Here is a 16,093-nt window from a genome sequence, read left to right as displayed (position 1 = left end):
CTATATAGTTAAAGAAATACTATTTGCTTAACAGTTGTAACCGTCCAAAAAACCTATTTCAAAGTCTTTGGCATTTTCTTCCACTTTTTTGTCCTAAAAACACATGTTGATCTATTCTTATAGCTCACTATAATTTTATTAAAATAATGATTGATCATATAAACATGGATGCACTAAGTAAATTTTTTGATGATATCCACTTAAATAAGTCTGAATATATTTATATAAAAGCACAAGGTGAATGGGCTTTTAAAACACAAGATCAATCTGCTTTACTGGCTTACATCGTTTTAACGGGTTCTGTATATATTCAAATAAATAATGTCGAAAAAATAATTGCAAAAGCTGGAGATATTATTTTAATTCCTTCTGGAAAAGCTCATCAAGCTACAGATTCAAAAGCGACTGGAAGCAAACTGGTAGATTCTGTCGATATTACTCCCTTATTTAATGGGCATCGTCATGATCCAATTGAGTTAGGTTCATCAGCGCCTGAAAATACATTATTGCTCTGTCTACGCTGTCAAGTTGATACGTATATGGCGGGACCACTGATTAATGCATTACCATCTATTATGCTTATTCAACACGAAAACCAGACAACTCCTCCTGAATGGTTGCAAATAGGGCTTTATTTTTTAGCGGTCGAAACACAAAAAATTCAACCTGGTCATGACAAAATTATTGATCACTTAGTCAGTATTCTTTTAATTGAATGTATTCGTGATCATATTCAACAAATGTCAGATCAACAAAATTGGTTAGGTGCCCTCACACATCCAGAATTAAGTAATGCTTTATCCGCAATTCATAGTCAACCTGAAATAAGCTGGACTGTTGAATCATTAGCTGAACAATGCTGCATGTCACGATCTAAGTTTGCCAATCTCTTTAATAATATTATTGGTGAACCACCTCTTACTTATTTGCAGCATTATCGCTTTCGCTTAGCGAGCCAATATCTACGGACAAGTAATTTATCAGTTCAACAAATTTCAAATAAAGTCGGCTATTCATCAGAAACTGCATTTAGTCAGGCATTTAAGAGAGTATTTGATTTATCGCCTAAACAATATAGACAAAATTATATAGGTAGTAGAGATCAGTAATAAAAAAAGCGCCGAAGCGCTTTTTTTATTACATAAGTTTTATTTGATTTTAGCGTGTGACTTTAAGTATTCGCTGTAATCTTCGAGTATTTGCTGACCACGAGATTGGCGATAAAGCTGTTGTAATTGCTTTAACTGATCCGCTGGCATAGCATTTACCGCAGCTGAATTTACATTAGAAACGGCAACGACAACCAATTCATTAGGTAAGTTCGCTGTTGTAACAGACCACATACCAGGTTTCGGTGCAGGAACACTAAATGCTGCACGCTCAATTGCACGTTTTAAACCTTGTGAACGAGTAAACACACCTGCAGATTCAAAAGGTACTTTATTTTTCGCAACAACTTGTTCAGCCGGCTGAGTTTTGAATTCAGTCAACATGGTAGCAATTTTCGCTTGAGCTGCTTTGCGTGCTTTCTCATCAATTACTTTAGCTTTTGCTTCGTTCATTGCTTGAGCAAGTGGTTTAACGCCAGCAGCATGATAATCACGCACCTTAACCCAAACAGTATCACCATTCGCTAATTGAATATTTGATGAAGCGTTACGATCGCCATTTTTCACATCATCATTAAACAATTTAATTTTTACGTTTGGATCGCTTAGTTGTGGATTTTGAGTAGCTAAAGTTACACCATTTAATGATTCAATTTTTGTACCTTTAACTTGCTGTACAACTGCATCTAAAGAATCATTACCTACAATTGTTTCATTCAAACTATTTACTGTATCTGAATAAACAGTAGCAACCTTATTCTTTTCGACTTCGGCAGTTAAACGCGCCTTCTCAGCTTCAAACGAAGGAATTTGATTCGCTGGAGTCTCTGCTTCAATAATATGGTAACCATATTGTGTTTTTACTGGCTGCGAAACTTGACCATTTTTCAAACTTGAAACAGTTTTATCAAATGCATCAGAGAAAACACCAGGTGCATACGCCTCTACTAAACCGCCTTTCGTTTTTGAAGTTGGATCTTCTGAGAACTGAGCTGCTGCTTGAGCAAATGAAAGACCGCCTTGAATTTTTGCATATACCTCATTAGCAAGCTTTTGAGCTGCCGCATCATCACGAGCATCTGTCGTAATAAGAATATGCTTCACAACACGTTTAGCATTTTTTTGCTGAGTTTCTACAAATTTAGCATAGGCTTGTTTGAGTTCAGCATCTGTTGCTGGTGCAGGTTTCGCCATTAAGGACGGAGATAAAACAACATAATCTACATCAACAGAAGCAGGCTGTTTAAACTCGTTTTGATGTTTATTGTAGTAGTCAGTCGCTTCTTGATTAGATGCTGTTAAACCCGTTTTATAGGTATCTAACTTAATACTAGCTAAATGTAATGTACGCTGTTCAGTTTGCAAATTCGCAATTTGCATTACATCAACTTTACTCACTAAAGCATAATCAGAAAAAGTTGAAGTCAACATTTTCAAAGCGTGATCTTGACGCAAGCTCGCAATTAAGGCTTGGCTTGTCATACCAATTGAACGCAAATAATTTTCATATAATTTTTGTGAAAACTGACCATTTTCTTGCAAGCTTGGTTGCTGAGCTAACATTTGCTCGATTTGAGCATCGCTCAAAGAAATACCCAATTTTTCAGCTTGCTGAATGAGTAAATTACGAGATACCAATATATCGAGAGCTTTTGCTTGAATAACCGGTAAATTAAGTAAACTTTCATCACCTTTTACAGCAGCTAAATATTGTTCTTTATACCTTTGCGTTAAAGTTTCAAGGTCTTTTTTTGATATGTCCTGTCCATTTACAGTTTTTGCGACATCTGCCTTGTTTCCCCTATTAAAATATCCATTAATACCTACAAGCGCTAAAGGGGTCAAAAACAAAATTAAAAGGACTTTGCCGAGCCAACCCTTAATGACTGTACGAAACGATTCCATAAGTATTCCAATATTTTATTTCGAGGAGAATTTTAACTGAAAAACCACAATGAATGAATGAGCAATATTGGTCAATTCAGATTTTTAATAAAAAACGCGCCTATATCGGCGCGTTTAATCATCTTAAAAGATTAAGCAACTGAATCTTTAAGACCTTTACCAGCTTTAAAGCTAGGTACTTTTGTTGCTTTAATTTGAAGCTCTTCACCAGTTTTAGGGTTACGACCAGTACGTGCAGCACGCTCTTTAACACTGAAAGTACCAAAACCAACTAAAGTTACTGTGTCACCTTTTTTAAGTGCTTCAGTAATTGACGCAATTGTCGCATCGAGTGCCTTGCCTGCATCAGTCTTAGATACTCCCCCTTTTTCAGCAATTGCATCGATTAATTCTGATTTATTCATGAATAAAACATCCTCTTAATATCGTTTGTTTAAGGTCCAAGGCTATAGTTTAAAAGGCCATGACGCCTTTATAGCAATGCTTTGGGGGAAAACGCAATACTAGAGCAGAGCTTTTAGCAAAAATAAATGCTAAAAAACTGTTATATATTTGCTAAATCCCTACATTTTTTTACTTTTCATTCAATTTTGCCTTCAATTTTTGATTTTCTTCAATAAGAGCATCAACCTTTATATGCAATTGAACTAACAGTTGTTCAATGTGCTGTAAGTCCTTCGGAGTAACTAAACCAATTCGATTTAAAGAATGATTTACACTGGTATCTAAAATTTTTTCGACCTTGTCTTTTGTATCAGACACTGACTCTTTCGCCTTTTCGGTTACTTTGCCAACAGTTGTATCGGCTAAATCACCAGTTTTAGACTCAAGTTCTTCCCCTACTTTGACTAGTGAGTCAAATAGTTTATTGCCTTCTTCTTCTGCACGAGAGAAAGCACCTAAACCAGCTAACCATATTTGCTTGGTATACTTTCTAAAATCCAATGCAGACTTTCTAGAACTTTTTGATTTTAATTTGTTTTTATCTCCTTGCTCTTCTGATTGTGTTTCTATATTTGCATTATCCATTGACCTAAGCTCCTGATCGGATGAGACAGATGAAGTCTTATTTAACCACAAAATATTCTTATAATAACAAAGTCAAGACTTGATACATTTATGAAACTGTTCTACAAAACAATCATGTCATGTAAATATATTTAACAGGACAATGTGTTAAGTTTGAGATAGGATGTCTCATTCTCTTAATTAATCTCTAATATTTAAGGATAAACTTTTATGAGTGAAACGCAACAAAGACAAAAACACCCACGTCTGTTGCTGAACATTGTTCTAATTATTTTAGAAACTTTTTTCTCATTTATTCTCACCCACGATGGTGTTCTTCGCTTGCAGGCGAAAAAGTTTATCGCAAATAAAATCACAATCCGTATTAATAGCTACTTGCCATTTTTCAACTTCTATGTGCAATTTACGGAAAAAGGTTTGTTATTTGATATTCATTCTTATGATCGTCGTATTGACTTAGAAATTAATAGTACTCTCATCGACCTTATCAAAATTTTTGCTTTTTCAAATCAACGTAGTTTAAACAATATGCGAATTGATGGAGATGCAGAAACTAAAAAAGAACTCATCGATTTAATTTCACATCTCACTTTACCTAAGCTTCTAGCTGACTGGAAGCAATGGTTCAATACTCCAGATGATGAAGCCGAAGCACTTGCTTCACGTAAAAAAATTGCCCCCTTACTTGAAAAAATTGATCAACAGCGTTCAGAGATAAATTCTTTGAATGTCGAAATTAAGCAGTATCAAAATCGAATTTCACGTTTACAGCAGCGCCAACGCAACATTAACTTGTGCTTTGGTATAATTAGCCTAATATTTATTGCTTATTTCATATATAATTTGTGGGTAGCTTAACTTATTTTTTCTATCTTGATCCTGCACTTGAATTAAAAATAAAAAAACTTGACTATTTTAGTCGGGATTCATAAAATCCTATTATCTAGTCTTAACATGTGTATCGAATCATGCGCCTTACAACTCGCGGTCGCTACGCAGTGACTGCTCTACTTGATTTAGCTTTGCAGCCAACTGAACAAACGATCACGCTCGCCGAAATTGCCGCACGTCAATCTATTTCAGTTGCTTATTTAGAGCAGTTGTTCGCAAAACTTAAGCGTCATGGGTTAGTTTCTAGTGTTCGCGGTGCAAATGGTGGTTACCATTTGGCTCGAAACGCTGATGAAATTACTGTGTTAGAAATTATTGAAGCCGTAAATGAAACTGTTGATGCAACACGTTGTGACCATAAAGGTAACTGCCAAAATGGTGCAATGTGTCTTACTCACGATTTATGGCAAGAACTCTCTCATCATATTGCCGACTATTTAGCTAAAATCACTCTTGCCGACCTCATTAGCCGAGACAACGTTCAAACTGTTGCATTACGCCAAAATGTGACTGGCACAGATTCAGCTCTTTTATCGGGTACAGGTATTTGATATGAAACGTCCAATTTATCTTGATTACGCAGCAACCACTCCAGTAGATCCGCAAGTTGCAGAACGTATGATGGAGTGTTTAACTTTCGACGGTACCTTTGGTAATGCTGCATCTCGTTCCCATGCTTATGGCTGGCAGGCAGAAGAAAAAGTTGAATATGCACGTGAGCAAGTCGCAAATTTAATTAAAGCTGACCCACGTGAAATTGTTTGGACTTCTGGTGCAACTGAGTCAGATAACCTTGCTCTTAAAGGTGTTGCTCAATTCTATGCATCTAAAGGCAAACATATCATTACAAGTAAAATTGAACACAAAGCTGTTCTAGACCCTTGTCGTGAATTAGAAGAACAAGGTTTTGAAATTACTTACCTAGAGCCAGAGCCACAAACAGGTTTAATTACTTCTGAGATGGTTAAGGCTGCCCTTCGCCCAGATACTATTCTTGTTTCCCTTATGATGGTAAACAATGAAATTGGTACAGTTACAGATGTAGCGGCGATTGGTGAATTAACACGTGCCAACAAAACATTTTTCCATGTAGATGCAGCACAAGCAGCTGGTAAAGTTGATATCGACTTATCTACTATGAAAATTGATCTTATGAGTTTCTCTGCTCATAAAATTTATGGTCCAAAAGGTATCGGCGCATTATATGTACGTCGTAGCCCACGTGTTCGCTTAAAAGCACAAATTCATGGTGGTGGTCATGAGCGCGGTATGCGTTCTGGTACTTTGGCAACTCACCAAATCGTTGGTATGGGTGAAGCTTTTGAAATTGCAGGCAAAACAATGCATGCTGAACAAGAGCGTATTCGTAAACTTCGTGACAAACTTTGGAACGGTTTACAAGACCTTGAACAAGTGTTCTTAAACGGTCACCCGACTCAAAACGTTGCTAATTATTTAAATGTCAGCTTCAACTTTGTTGAAGGTGAGTCTTTAATGATGTCGCTTAAAGATGCTGCTGTATCAAGTGGTTCTGCTTGTACGTCTGCAACTTTAGAGCCTTCATATGTTCTTCGCGCATTAGGTTTATCTGATGAGCTAGCACACAGCTCAATTCGCTTTAGTTTTGGTAAATACACGACTGAAGAAGATATTGACCACGTGCTTACAATTACCAAAGCCGCTGTTGAGAAATTACGTGAACTTTCTCCGCTTTGGGATATGTACAAAGAAGGTATCGATCTTTCTACAGTTGAATGGGCAGAACACTAATTATTGAAATTAGTGTTTTAACCCTCATATTAATATTAGGCTGACCCCGAGGTTTGGAGAAGCAAAATGGCTTATAGCGAAAAGGTAATTGATCATTACGAAAATCCACGTAATGTTGGTGTTTTAGATAAAAACTCTGAAAATGTTGGTACAGGCATGGTGGGTGCACCTGCATGTGGCGACGTGATGCGTTTACAGATTCAAGTAAATGACAGTGGCGTAATCGAAGAAGCACGCTTTAAAACTTACGGTTGTGGTTCTGCAATTGCATCAAGTTCACTTGTAACTGAATGGTTAAAAGGTAAAACACTTGATGAAGCTCAAGCAATCAAAAATATTGATATTGCGACTGAGTTAGCTCTTCCGCCAGTAAAAGTTCACTGCTCTGTTTTAGCTGAAGACGCGATTAAAGCTGCGATTGAAGATTATCGTAGTAAAAAGTCAAAAGCTTAATTTGTTACCATTATAAACGTTGGAGTTTTCATGATTCATTTAACTGAAAATGCTGCGACTCATATTAGCAATTACCTTAAAAACCGAGGTAAGGGTGAAGGCATTCGCGTTGGTGTGAAAACTTCTGGTTGTTCTGGGTTGGCTTATGTTCTCGAATTTGTAGACGATATCGATGAACATGATCAAGTTTTCGAACAATTCGGTGTTAAGGTTTTTGTAGATCCTAAAAGCTTAGTTTACTTAGAAGGCTTAGAAATGGACTATGTTAAAAATGGCCTTAACGAAGGGTTCGAATTTAACAATCCTAATAAAAAGGGTGAATGTGGTTGTGGTGAGTCTTTCACTGTTTAATCCTCTCCTTTCCTTTTTCTCATTAAAACAGTGTCTTTCAACAGCACTGTTTTAATGTATTTAATTAACGTGGATCCCATTTCTAATGAATCATTTTGAGTTGTTCAATTTACCTGTGGCACTCGATATCGATTTGGCAAGCTTAAAATCAAATTTCTTGAGTTTGCAACAACAATATCATCCAGATAAAGCCGCAGATAAAGATCAAGCATTAATCAAATCAAGTGAAATCAATCAAGCTTTTAAAACACTATCACAAGTAGATAGTCGTGCTGCTTATCTTTTAGCTCTTAAGAAGCAAGATCATCATCTTGATCAATCTATTAGTGATTTTGAGTTTCTACAATCTGCTTTAGAACTTCGTGAACAACTTGACGAAGCGACAACAACTGAACATTTACGTACTTTAAAGCTAGAAGTACAACAATGGATTGATGGCCTGGTTCGTGAATTCAAAATTGATTACAGCGAAGAAGATTGGGCTGAAGCACGTGATACCGTACGTAAGTTACGTTTCTTTCAACGTGTTTTGAACGATATTGATAAAGCAGAAGATCAACTGTTAGATGAAGAAGACAGCTTTGATTTAGACGATGATTTTTAATTTTGCTTTTTCTACTTTATTTTCAAGGGATTTAACTCATGGCACTTTTGCAAATTGCTGAACCGGGTCAATCCAGTGCCCCACACCAACATCGCATTGCGATTGGTATTGACCTAGGAACAACACACTCACTAGTTGCGACAGTGTTATCAGGCAAACCTAAAGTACTCAATGATGTTCAAAATAGAAGATTACTTCCTTCTATCGTTCATTATGGGGACAATACAACTCATTATGGTGAAGAAGCTAAACCATTTATCATTGCAGATCCCAAAAATACGATTGTATCTGTTAAAAGATTTATGGGACGCTCAAAAGCAGACATTAAGTTTCAGCATCCTTATGAATTAGTAGGCTCAGAAAATGAAATGCCTGCTTTTGAAACACGTGCCGGGCGCAAAACACCAGTAGAAATTTCAGCCGAAATTTTAAAACAATTAAAAGATCGTGCTGAAGACAGCTTACAAAATCCTGTTAATGGTGCTGTGATTACAGTTCCTGCTTATTTTGACGAAGCTCAGCGTCAAGCAACTCGCGATGCAGCTCAACTTGCAGGCTTAAACGTATTACGTTTATTAAATGAACCTACAGCTGCCGCAGTAGCTTATGGATTAGATCAAGAAAGTAATTTAGAGACCGACCGTAATTATGTAATTTACGATTTGGGCGGTGGTACTTTTGATGTATCAATCTTACGTTTTTCACAAGGCGTATTTGAAGTTTTAGCGACCGGCGGCCATACCGCTTTAGGTGGTGATGACTTAGACCGCCTCATTGTGAAATGGGCAAAAAAGCAGCTTAATATTGATGTATTAAGTAATGAAGACTATGCAGTATTTATAGTTGCAGCACGTCAAGCTAAAGAGCAATTATCTACTCAAGATTCAGTTGAATTAAAACTGCTTGATAGAACTCTTACACTAGACCGACCTACATTTGAAAGTATCATTCAAGTTGCTTTAGATAAAACAATCAGTGTTTGTAAGCGTGTATTGCGTGATGCAAAGCTTGATTTGACTGACATTCAAAATGTAGTTTTAGTGGGTGGCTCTACCCGCTCTTATGCAGTTCAAAAAGCTGTACGTGAAGTTTTTGGTCAAGAACCTCTTTGCACAATTAACCCAGATGAAGTTGTAGCAATCGGTGCTTCAATTACAGCAAACCAGTTAATTGGTAATAGCCAAGATGGCTCACTTCTTCTAGATGTCACTCCTCTTTCTCTTGGTTTAGAAACAATGGGAGGACTAGTTGAACGTCTGATCTCTCGTAATACAGCTATTCCTGTTGCACGTCGTCAAGAGTTCACAACCTATCAAGATGGCCAAACTGCCATGTTAATTCATGTGGTTCAAGGTGAACGTGATTTAGTTGAACATTGCCGCTCATTAGGTAGATTTGTACTCCATGGCATTCCGCCAATGACTGCAGGTCAAGCCCGTATTGAAGTCACTTTCCAAGTTGATGCTGATGGCTTACTTACTGTTTCTGCTCGTGAAGCAACTTCTGGTGTACAAGCTCATATCGATATCAAACCATCGTATGGTTTATCTGAGGCAGATACAGAACGCTTATTAATTGAAGGTTTCCAACATGCCGAAGAAGACAAAAATCTTCGTCACTTAAAAGAAACCAAAGTTGAAGCAGAGCGTGAACTTGAAGCTCTAGAGCAAGCCTTAAAAGTAGATGCTGATTTACTTGATGAAAAGCAACTTGCAGAACTCAATTCTTCAAAAGAATCATTAAAAGTTCAGCTCGAAGGTAGTGATATTCAAGCGATTGAGCATGCAGTTCAACAGCTTAAAGTACATAGTGACGCTTTTGCAGCATTACGAATGAACCGACATATTGACCATGCCTTAAAAGGCACAAAGCTCGACGATTGGTCAAAATCAAACTAAAAGGTATAGGTGATCAATATGCCACGTATTAAAGTACTTCCTCATGCTCAGATTTGCCCTGAAGGTGCAGAATTTGAGGTTGAACAAAATGCAAATCTTTGCCAAAGTTTGCTCAATAAAGGTATCAAAATTGAACACGCTTGTGATATGTCTTGTGCATGTACAACTTGCCACGTGATTGTTCGCAAAGGTTTTGATAGCTTAGAAGAGATGAACGATGTTGAAGCCGATCTTTTAGACCGTGCTTGGGGTTTAGAACCAGACTCACGTCTTTCATGTCAGGTGAAAGTTGTAGATGAAGATCTTGAAATTGAGATTCCGAAATACACAATTAACCACGCTTCGGAAAATCACTAATAAATAATAAAAAAAGCTGCTTAGGCAGCTTTTTTTATTTATATAAATTTATACCTGATCTTGTTCTTCATCGATATTTATAGGCTTAACTTCATCCTCAAGTCTAAGCTGAGCAACACCTTGAGTATTAACCAAAGTTTGTTGAACTTTAATGCGCTGAACCATTTTTTCAAGCACTTCAACCAACTCAGGGTATTCGTAGTTTTGTACTTCTTCTAAATTTAAAACTAAATGGAAACCTTTATATTCATAATCAAACCATTGTTGATGGTCTGATTTATTTCCTGTGTATTTTTCCATGACTTGCCATGTTTTTACTGCCCCTTGAATACCCTTTAAATAAATTGGGGTCTTAGGCGCACATAGAAAATCACTTTTGATTAATTGATAAGTATCATCAGAAATGAGTATTTCATCAATTTCAGCAGCATACTGTAAACGTGCCGCTAAATTTACGTCGCGACCTACAATCGTATAAGCCATACGATGGGTTGCACCATAATTCCCTACGTGGCAATAACCTGTACTAATACCCATACGGATATGTAAGGCTGAATATCCCATTTTCTTCCATCGTTCGCGCAATAACTTCATTTGCTGTCGCATAGCAATTGCCATTTCTACACACGATTTGGCATCTTGCTCAACTCCTTGTGAATTCGGATCTCCAAAAAAGATGAGGATTGCATCTCCCATAAATTTATCGACAGTCGCCTCATATTGCTTCGCAATTTCAGTCATATGACTTAAATAGTCATTAAGCAAGAAGGCCAAGTCATCTGGAATTAAGGTTTCTGACAATTCAGTAAAACCTTGAATATCAGAAAAGAAGACGGTCATTTTTTTACGTTTATATTCGATTTTTGCTTCAGCTTCACCACGCATAATCGACTGCCATAATTGCAATGGAGCATAGCGGCTTAACTGATTAGCAAAAGCGATATAACGCGTCATTTGGTCATAATAATGCTGGCGTTGCTGACTAATTTTTTTTACCCAGCGATGTTGGTAGTAATTTCCAATAGTGATAAACATCACTAAACCAAGTAGGGTAATTACCGTTAATTCTTGGCTTGTGGCTTCAAAATATGGATGAAAACCAAATAGAAAAAAAGTACTTAAATAAAAAATAATCGCACCAAGCAGACTCGTTAAACAAATCACTGCAAACGAAATACGACTATTAATTGCTGAGTAAAATAATGCAAAAAGTGCAATAAATGTAGGAACAAGATTGAGGTGTACGCCTGCTAGAGTAACCGCCACCACAATTGCATCTATCGCAAAGAAAACACTTTTTTGGGTTTTCTTATCAAATTGGTACTGTAACCAGTGCTCTAATTTAGAACTAACAAAAAGTAAAAAAAGAAAGAAAGGAGGAATATAGATTTGATAATTAGTATTTGGTGAGGTAAAGGCATAGATCACTAAAATCAATGACAGAATGGAATACCCCATCAAACGATGAAAATATGCAAACTGCTTAGGTTCCCGATCTATAAACCTCTCTAATTGCACCCTATCCTCCACATTTCAATGTAGCCACACTCACATGTGGCATGACATTGATTTAATCCATGCGCCAATCAAAAGGCATATCACCCTGACCACGTAAAGCAAGCATAAGGGTCTGACGCATGTGAGCTAAAACATCACTTGTGTATGGTACAGCTGGTGTACCCCACACTGGTTTAGGCCAAGCTACGTCATTTTGATAGCGGACAACATGGTGGAAATGTAATTGAGGTACCATATTACCTAAAGCTGCAACATTCATTTTGTCAGCACGAAAAACGCGAGATAACTGGCTAGATAACCAGCTTGATTCACGTAAAAACTGTTCTTGGTCAGCTTGACTTAATTCGTATAATTCCGTGATTCCTGGTACACGAGGTACTAAAATCAACCAAGGAAATTGCATATCATTCATTAAACGACATGTTGAAAGCGGGAAATCGCCTACAAAAAAAGTATCTTGAGCAAGTTGTGGATGCAAACTAAACATATCTTTTATAAATGACAATAAACAATAATGGCTAATACTATCACATCAGTTTTGATGTGAATATTATTAGTAGTCCGTTTACTTACAAATAACAATGATTTTATGCACTTATTCATATCTCAAGGTATAAAAAAGTACATAAAATCCAATCACAACAAGACAAATGCCCTGATCAGTTATGGCTTATTCAAAAAACTGGACTCAGGCATGTAATTCACTCATCAATTTTTGTAGTAAATCATTGATAAATTGAATTCGTTTTTCATAGTCTTCAAGCTGCACCATCACTTTCAAGCGCTGTCCACCTTCCATACGATAATAGGTCGGGTTCTTTTGCATGAGTTGAATAATACTAATCGCCTGAACTGGAGTATCTGGTGAAAATTCAATGTTGCCGCCTTGAGTATTAATATCAATTTTTGTAATACCCAAATGCTCCGCTTTTAAGCGGATCTGATGCACGCTAAACAAGTGTTTAACTGATTGCGGTGGAACACCAAAACGGTCAATAAGCTCCATGCGAATATTATCCAGTTTTTCTTGAGTATCTGTATTACTAATACGTTTATAGAATAATAAACGTTGATGAACATCACCTAAGTAATCATCCGGAATAAGTGCGGGAATATGTAAGTTAATTTCTGCAGTTAACGACAATGGTGCATCGAAATTCGGTGTTTTACCCTGTTGAATTGCTTTAGTCGCTTTCTCAAGCATTTCCATATACAAGCTATATCCGATCGCCTGCATTGAACCGCTTTGTTGCTCACCCAACAATTCACCAGCACCACGAATTTCTAAATCTTCCGTAGCGAGCATAAAGCCTGCGCCTAATGTAGAAGCTCGTTGAATTGCATCAAGACGTTTTTCAGCATCACCTTTCAAGTGCTTGATTGAAGGCACCAATAAGTAAGCATAAGCTTGGTGATGTGAACGACCTACACGTCCACGCAACTGGTGCAATTGTGCTAAGCCAAGCTTATCTGCACGTTCAATTAAAATTGTATTGGCATTTGGAACATCAATACCCGTTTCAATAATGGTTGAACACACCAGCACATTATATTCTTTGTGGTAGAACTGCTGCATAACTTGCTCAAGTTCACGTTCACGCATTTGTCCATGTGCTACCGCCACGCGTGCTTCTGGCACAAGCATACGAATATTTTCAGCCGCTCGCTCAATGGTATCTACTTCATTATGCAAGAAGTAAACTTGTCCACCACGTAATAACTCACGCAAAATCGCCTCTTTGATTGAAGCATCTGTATGTTCTTGAACAAACGTTTTTACTGCTAAACGACGTGCTGGTGGAGTGGCAATGATCGATAAATCACGCATTCCCGAAAAAGCCATATTAAGCGTACGAGGAATTGGAGTTGCGGTAAGGGTCAACATATCAACATCAGCACGCAAAGCCTTAATTCGCTCTTTGTCACGTACGCCAAAGCGATGTTCCTCATCCACGACCATTAAGCCTAGATCTTTAAACTGAACATTCTCTTGTAATAACTTGTGTGTGCCTACCACAATATCGACTTTACCATCCGCCAAGTCTTCAATATTTTTTAAATGAGTTTTGTTTGAACCAAATCGTGATAACACTTCAATACGAACAGGCCAATCAGCAAAACGATCTTTAAAAGACTCATAATGCTGTTGGGCAAGTAACGTGGTAGGAACTAAAACTGCAACTTGTTTACCATTTTGTACTGCAACAAAAGCTGCACGCATGGCCACTTCGGTTTTACCAAAACCTACATCACCACACACCAATCTATCCATTGGTTTTGCTTGCTGCATATCATATAGTGTGGCTTCAATTGCATTGGCCTGATCAAGTGTTTCTTCATACGCAAAGCCACTTGCAAATTGCATATAAAGCGACTGATCCAATTCAAAAGCAAAACCAGGTTTTGACTGACGACGTGCCTGAATATGCAAAAGCTCGGCTGCAACATCATGAATTTGCTCTAATGCTTTACGTTTTGCTTTACTCCAAGCATCAGTACCAATTTTATGTAACGGTGCTAAATCTGGGTCGCCGCCACTATAACGGCTAATTAGATGTAAGTTGGTTACTGGAACATAAACTTTGGCATCTTCAGCATAATCTAGCTGTAAGAACTCATAGTCTTGACCTTCGATAGCAAGTGTAATTAAGCCAGCATAACGTCCCACACCATGATCAATATGTACGACAGGAGCACCAATACTTAGCTCAGTTAAGCTTCGAATTAGAAACTCTTCAGAAACTTCCTGTTGACGCTTACGACGACGCTGTACAACTCGGTGTTCATAAAGCTGATTTTCTGAAATAACTGTTAATTGATCAGTTATAAGTAAACCACGGTCTAAAGGTGCATTGGTAATCGCAATTGCAAATTGACTGGTTTTGAATTGCTCAAAATTCTCTACATTTGGAATTTCACCCAAACTTGAACGCAATGCATCTTTTAAACTTTCTCGGCGTCCTGCACTTTCTGCAACCAATAGAACAGGATGGTTTGCTTCATCAATATATTTTTTTACAGCTGCAAATGGTTTCTCTTTTTTTGGATCGACCGGTAATTTAGGGGGTTGCTCAGTTTTAAGGTTAAGTGCACCAGCTTTTTCTTCAATAGTTTCTGCACTTACAAGCATGCGCGGAAACTGATTTAAAGCACTCAGCAAATTATTTGGAGAAATAAATAACTCTTCAGGAGCAAGAATAGGTTGATCAATATTATGACGTCGATCTTCATAACGACGCATAACTTCTTTCCAGAAGTTAGTTAAATCGGTATCAACATCACTAGTTGTAATTACAATGCAATTCTTTGGCAAGTACGTTGTAAACATACTTTGCGATTGCATTTGTTCTTTATCAAAAAATAATGGTAAATAAAATTCAATTCCGGGAGATGCTATACCATCTAAAACATCTTGATAAATTGGATTTTTCTTAGGGTTTGCTGTCGGGAAAAACTCAGAATAACGATCTCTAAAAACTGACCGTGCTTCTTTTAATGGAAACTCTTTAGCGGGTAGAACAGTAAAACTTTTTAACGTTGTGGTTGTTCTCTGGGTTTCAGGGTCAAAGAATTTTAACGAATCAATTTCGTTATCAAATAGATCTATTCGGATAGGAGCTTCTTGCCCAGATGCAAAAATATCCATAATACTACCGCGTACCGCAAATTCTCCATGATCATAAACTGTATCTACCAAATGGTAGCCAGCCTGAACCAATCTTAGTTTTTGCTGTTCTAAATCAAATTTTTGCCCCACTCTTATATCAAAGTGCTTACCCAAAACCCATGAGTAAGGCGCAACCCGTTGAGCCAAAGTACTTGCTGAAATGAGTAATACGCCTTGCTGCGGCATATTCGATAAAATCGCAAGACGTTCCGAGACAATATCCTGATGCGGAGATAACCTATCGTAAGGCAAAATTTCCCAATCGGGAAAAATTGTCGGTTTTATTCCATAAAACTCAAGTTCACTTTCTAATTGAGCAACATGTTGGTTATTTCGAGCGACTAAAACTAATAAAGAAGAATGCTGATTTACAATTTCTTTAAGCAATAAAGCTGCTGATGAACCTAATAACGACCCCACCCAACGCTTTTCACCGGCCTTGAGCTGTTGCAAATTCAATTGAGAGATTTCTTGTTGAAACATGTATATGGCTTTTATGAGCTAAAAAGGTATGAGGTTAATAGTAGCATGATGTTTTTAT

At 37.3% G+C, this 16,093-nt stretch carries 15 protein-coding genes; 9 read left to right on the top strand and 6 right to left on the bottom strand.

Going from position 1 to position 16,093, the window contains the following annotated elements:
- Window positions 1-146: 146 nt before the first annotated feature.
- Window positions 147-1,109: an AraC family transcriptional regulator gene (locus HMPREF0014_RS11330; protein WP_079377018.1), complete on the top strand. Its 963-nt coding sequence runs from the start codon at window positions 147-149 to the stop codon at window positions 1,107-1,109.
- A gap of 39 nt (window positions 1,110-1,148) precedes the next feature.
- Here HMPREF0014_RS11330 and HMPREF0014_RS11325 read toward each other — a convergent pair whose 3' ends face one another.
- The 3 genes from HMPREF0014_RS11325 to HMPREF0014_RS11315 all read right to left on the bottom strand — a co-directional run bounded on the left by HMPREF0014_RS11325 (window position 1,149) and on the right by HMPREF0014_RS11315 (window position 4,043).
- Window positions 1,149-3,014, bottom strand: coding sequence for a SurA N-terminal domain-containing protein (locus tag HMPREF0014_RS11325; RefSeq protein ID WP_004887420.1), 1,866 nt, complete (start codon window positions 3,012-3,014; stop codon window positions 1,149-1,151).
- Between the two features lie 131 nt (window positions 3,015-3,145).
- Window positions 3,146-3,418, bottom strand: coding sequence for an HU family DNA-binding protein (locus HMPREF0014_RS11320; protein ID WP_001043034.1), 273 nt, complete (start codon window positions 3,416-3,418; stop codon window positions 3,146-3,148).
- Window positions 3,419-3,587: 169 nt separating this feature from the next.
- Window positions 3,588-4,043 carry a phasin family protein gene (locus tag HMPREF0014_RS11315; protein WP_002049921.1) on the bottom strand — a complete coding sequence of 152 codons (456 nt, stop codon included), beginning with the start codon at window positions 4,041-4,043 and terminating at the stop codon, window positions 3,588-3,590.
- Window positions 4,044-4,253: 210 nt separating this feature from the next.
- Here HMPREF0014_RS11315 and HMPREF0014_RS11310 point away from each other — a divergent pair, with 210 nt between their 5' ends.
- The 8 genes from HMPREF0014_RS11310 (at window position 4,254) to fdx (ending at window position 10,367) form a co-directional block, all read left to right on the top strand.
- The gene (locus tag HMPREF0014_RS11310; RefSeq protein ID WP_002050024.1) at window positions 4,254-4,901 is read left to right on the top strand and encodes a hypothetical protein; all 648 of its coding nucleotides are present in this window, start codon (window positions 4,254-4,256) and stop codon (window positions 4,899-4,901) included.
- Window positions 4,902-5,011: 110 nt separating this feature from the next.
- Window positions 5,012-5,485 carry an Rrf2 family transcriptional regulator gene (locus tag HMPREF0014_RS11305; RefSeq protein WP_002050146.1) on the top strand — a complete coding sequence of 158 codons (474 nt, stop codon included), beginning with the start codon at window positions 5,012-5,014 and terminating at the stop codon, window positions 5,483-5,485.
- 1 nt (window position 5,486) lies between these two features.
- On the top strand, window positions 5,487-6,704 hold the full coding sequence (locus HMPREF0014_RS11300) for an IscS subfamily cysteine desulfurase (protein WP_006580800.1): 1,218 nt from the start codon (window positions 5,487-5,489) through the stop codon (window positions 6,702-6,704).
- Window positions 6,705-6,770: 66 nt separating this feature from the next.
- The gene (gene iscU, locus HMPREF0014_RS11295; protein ID WP_002049835.1) at window positions 6,771-7,157 is read left to right on the top strand and encodes a Fe-S cluster assembly scaffold IscU; all 387 of its coding nucleotides are present in this window, start codon (window positions 6,771-6,773) and stop codon (window positions 7,155-7,157) included.
- A gap of 30 nt (window positions 7,158-7,187) precedes the next feature.
- Entirely contained in the window at window positions 7,188-7,508 is a 321-nt protein-coding gene (gene iscA / locus HMPREF0014_RS11290; protein WP_002050042.1) for an iron-sulfur cluster assembly protein IscA, read from the top strand.
- Window positions 7,509-7,593: 85 nt separating this feature from the next.
- Window positions 7,594-8,112: a Fe-S protein assembly co-chaperone HscB gene (gene hscB, locus HMPREF0014_RS11285; RefSeq protein WP_004887424.1), complete on the top strand. Its 519-nt coding sequence runs from the start codon at window positions 7,594-7,596 to the stop codon at window positions 8,110-8,112.
- A gap of 38 nt (window positions 8,113-8,150) precedes the next feature.
- Window positions 8,151-10,010 carry a Fe-S protein assembly chaperone HscA gene (hscA, locus tag HMPREF0014_RS11280; RefSeq protein WP_004709050.1) on the top strand — a complete coding sequence of 620 codons (1,860 nt, stop codon included), beginning with the start codon at window positions 8,151-8,153 and terminating at the stop codon, window positions 10,008-10,010.
- 18 nt (window positions 10,011-10,028) lie between these two features.
- Window positions 10,029-10,367: an ISC system 2Fe-2S type ferredoxin gene (gene fdx, locus HMPREF0014_RS11275; RefSeq protein WP_004887426.1), complete on the top strand. Its 339-nt coding sequence runs from the start codon at window positions 10,029-10,031 to the stop codon at window positions 10,365-10,367.
- Between the two features lie 48 nt (window positions 10,368-10,415).
- Here fdx and HMPREF0014_RS11270 read toward each other — a convergent pair whose 3' ends face one another.
- The 3 genes from HMPREF0014_RS11270 to mfd form a co-directional block, all read right to left on the bottom strand.
- Window positions 10,416-11,885: an adenylate/guanylate cyclase domain-containing protein gene (locus HMPREF0014_RS11270; protein WP_020992224.1), complete on the bottom strand. Its 1,470-nt coding sequence runs from the start codon at window positions 11,883-11,885 to the stop codon at window positions 10,416-10,418.
- Window positions 11,886-11,937: 52 nt separating this feature from the next.
- On the bottom strand, window positions 11,938-12,372 hold the full coding sequence (locus HMPREF0014_RS11265; RefSeq protein WP_000492048.1) for an HIT domain-containing protein: 435 nt from the start codon (window positions 12,370-12,372) through the stop codon (window positions 11,938-11,940).
- Window positions 12,373-12,573: 201 nt separating this feature from the next.
- Entirely contained in the window at window positions 12,574-16,035 is a 3,462-nt protein-coding gene (gene mfd, locus HMPREF0014_RS11260; RefSeq protein WP_004887428.1) for a transcription-repair coupling factor, read from the bottom strand.
- Between the last annotated feature and the right edge of the window lie 58 nt (window positions 16,036-16,093).

This window comes from Acinetobacter sp. RUH 2624 (genome assembly GCF_000162375.2).
Taxonomy (GTDB): Bacteria; Pseudomonadota; Gammaproteobacteria; order Pseudomonadales; family Moraxellaceae; genus Acinetobacter; species Acinetobacter nosocomialis.
This window is presented reverse-complemented; position numbering and strand designations above follow the sequence as displayed.

What these genes read in the sequence shown, in the direction of transcription:
- HMPREF0014_RS11325 (WP_004887420.1), bottom strand. Translation starts at nt 3,014, where the DNA reads ATGGAATCGTTTCGTACAGTCATTAAGGGTTGGCTCGGCAAAGTCCTT.
- HMPREF0014_RS11265 (WP_000492048.1), bottom strand. Translation starts at nt 12,372, where the DNA reads ATGTTTAGTTTGCATCCACAACTTGCTCAAGATACTTTTTTTGTAGGC.
- HMPREF0014_RS11320 (WP_001043034.1), bottom strand. Translation starts at nt 3,418, where the DNA reads ATGAATAAATCAGAATTAATCGATGCAATTGCTGAAAAAGGGGGAGTA.
- mfd (WP_004887428.1), bottom strand. Translation starts at nt 16,035, where the DNA reads ATGTTTCAACAAGAAATCTCTCAATTGAATTTGCAACAGCTCAAGGCC.
- HMPREF0014_RS11330 (WP_079377018.1), top strand. Translation starts at nt 147, where the DNA reads ATGATTGATCATATAAACATGGATGCACTAAGTAAATTTTTTGATGAT.
- iscA (WP_002050042.1), top strand. Translation starts at nt 7,188, where the DNA reads ATGATTCATTTAACTGAAAATGCTGCGACTCATATTAGCAATTACCTT.
- hscA (WP_004709050.1), top strand. Translation starts at nt 8,151, where the DNA reads ATGGCACTTTTGCAAATTGCTGAACCGGGTCAATCCAGTGCCCCACAC.
- HMPREF0014_RS11315 (WP_002049921.1), bottom strand. Translation starts at nt 4,043, where the DNA reads ATGGATAATGCAAATATAGAAACACAATCAGAAGAGCAAGGAGATAAA.
- HMPREF0014_RS11300 (WP_006580800.1), top strand. Translation starts at nt 5,487, where the DNA reads ATGAAACGTCCAATTTATCTTGATTACGCAGCAACCACTCCAGTAGAT.
- hscB (WP_004887424.1), top strand. Translation starts at nt 7,594, where the DNA reads ATGAATCATTTTGAGTTGTTCAATTTACCTGTGGCACTCGATATCGAT.
- iscU (WP_002049835.1), top strand. Translation starts at nt 6,771, where the DNA reads ATGGCTTATAGCGAAAAGGTAATTGATCATTACGAAAATCCACGTAAT.
- HMPREF0014_RS11305 (WP_002050146.1), top strand. Translation starts at nt 5,012, where the DNA reads ATGCGCCTTACAACTCGCGGTCGCTACGCAGTGACTGCTCTACTTGAT.
- HMPREF0014_RS11310 (WP_002050024.1), top strand. Translation starts at nt 4,254, where the DNA reads ATGAGTGAAACGCAACAAAGACAAAAACACCCACGTCTGTTGCTGAAC.
- fdx (WP_004887426.1), top strand. Translation starts at nt 10,029, where the DNA reads ATGCCACGTATTAAAGTACTTCCTCATGCTCAGATTTGCCCTGAAGGT.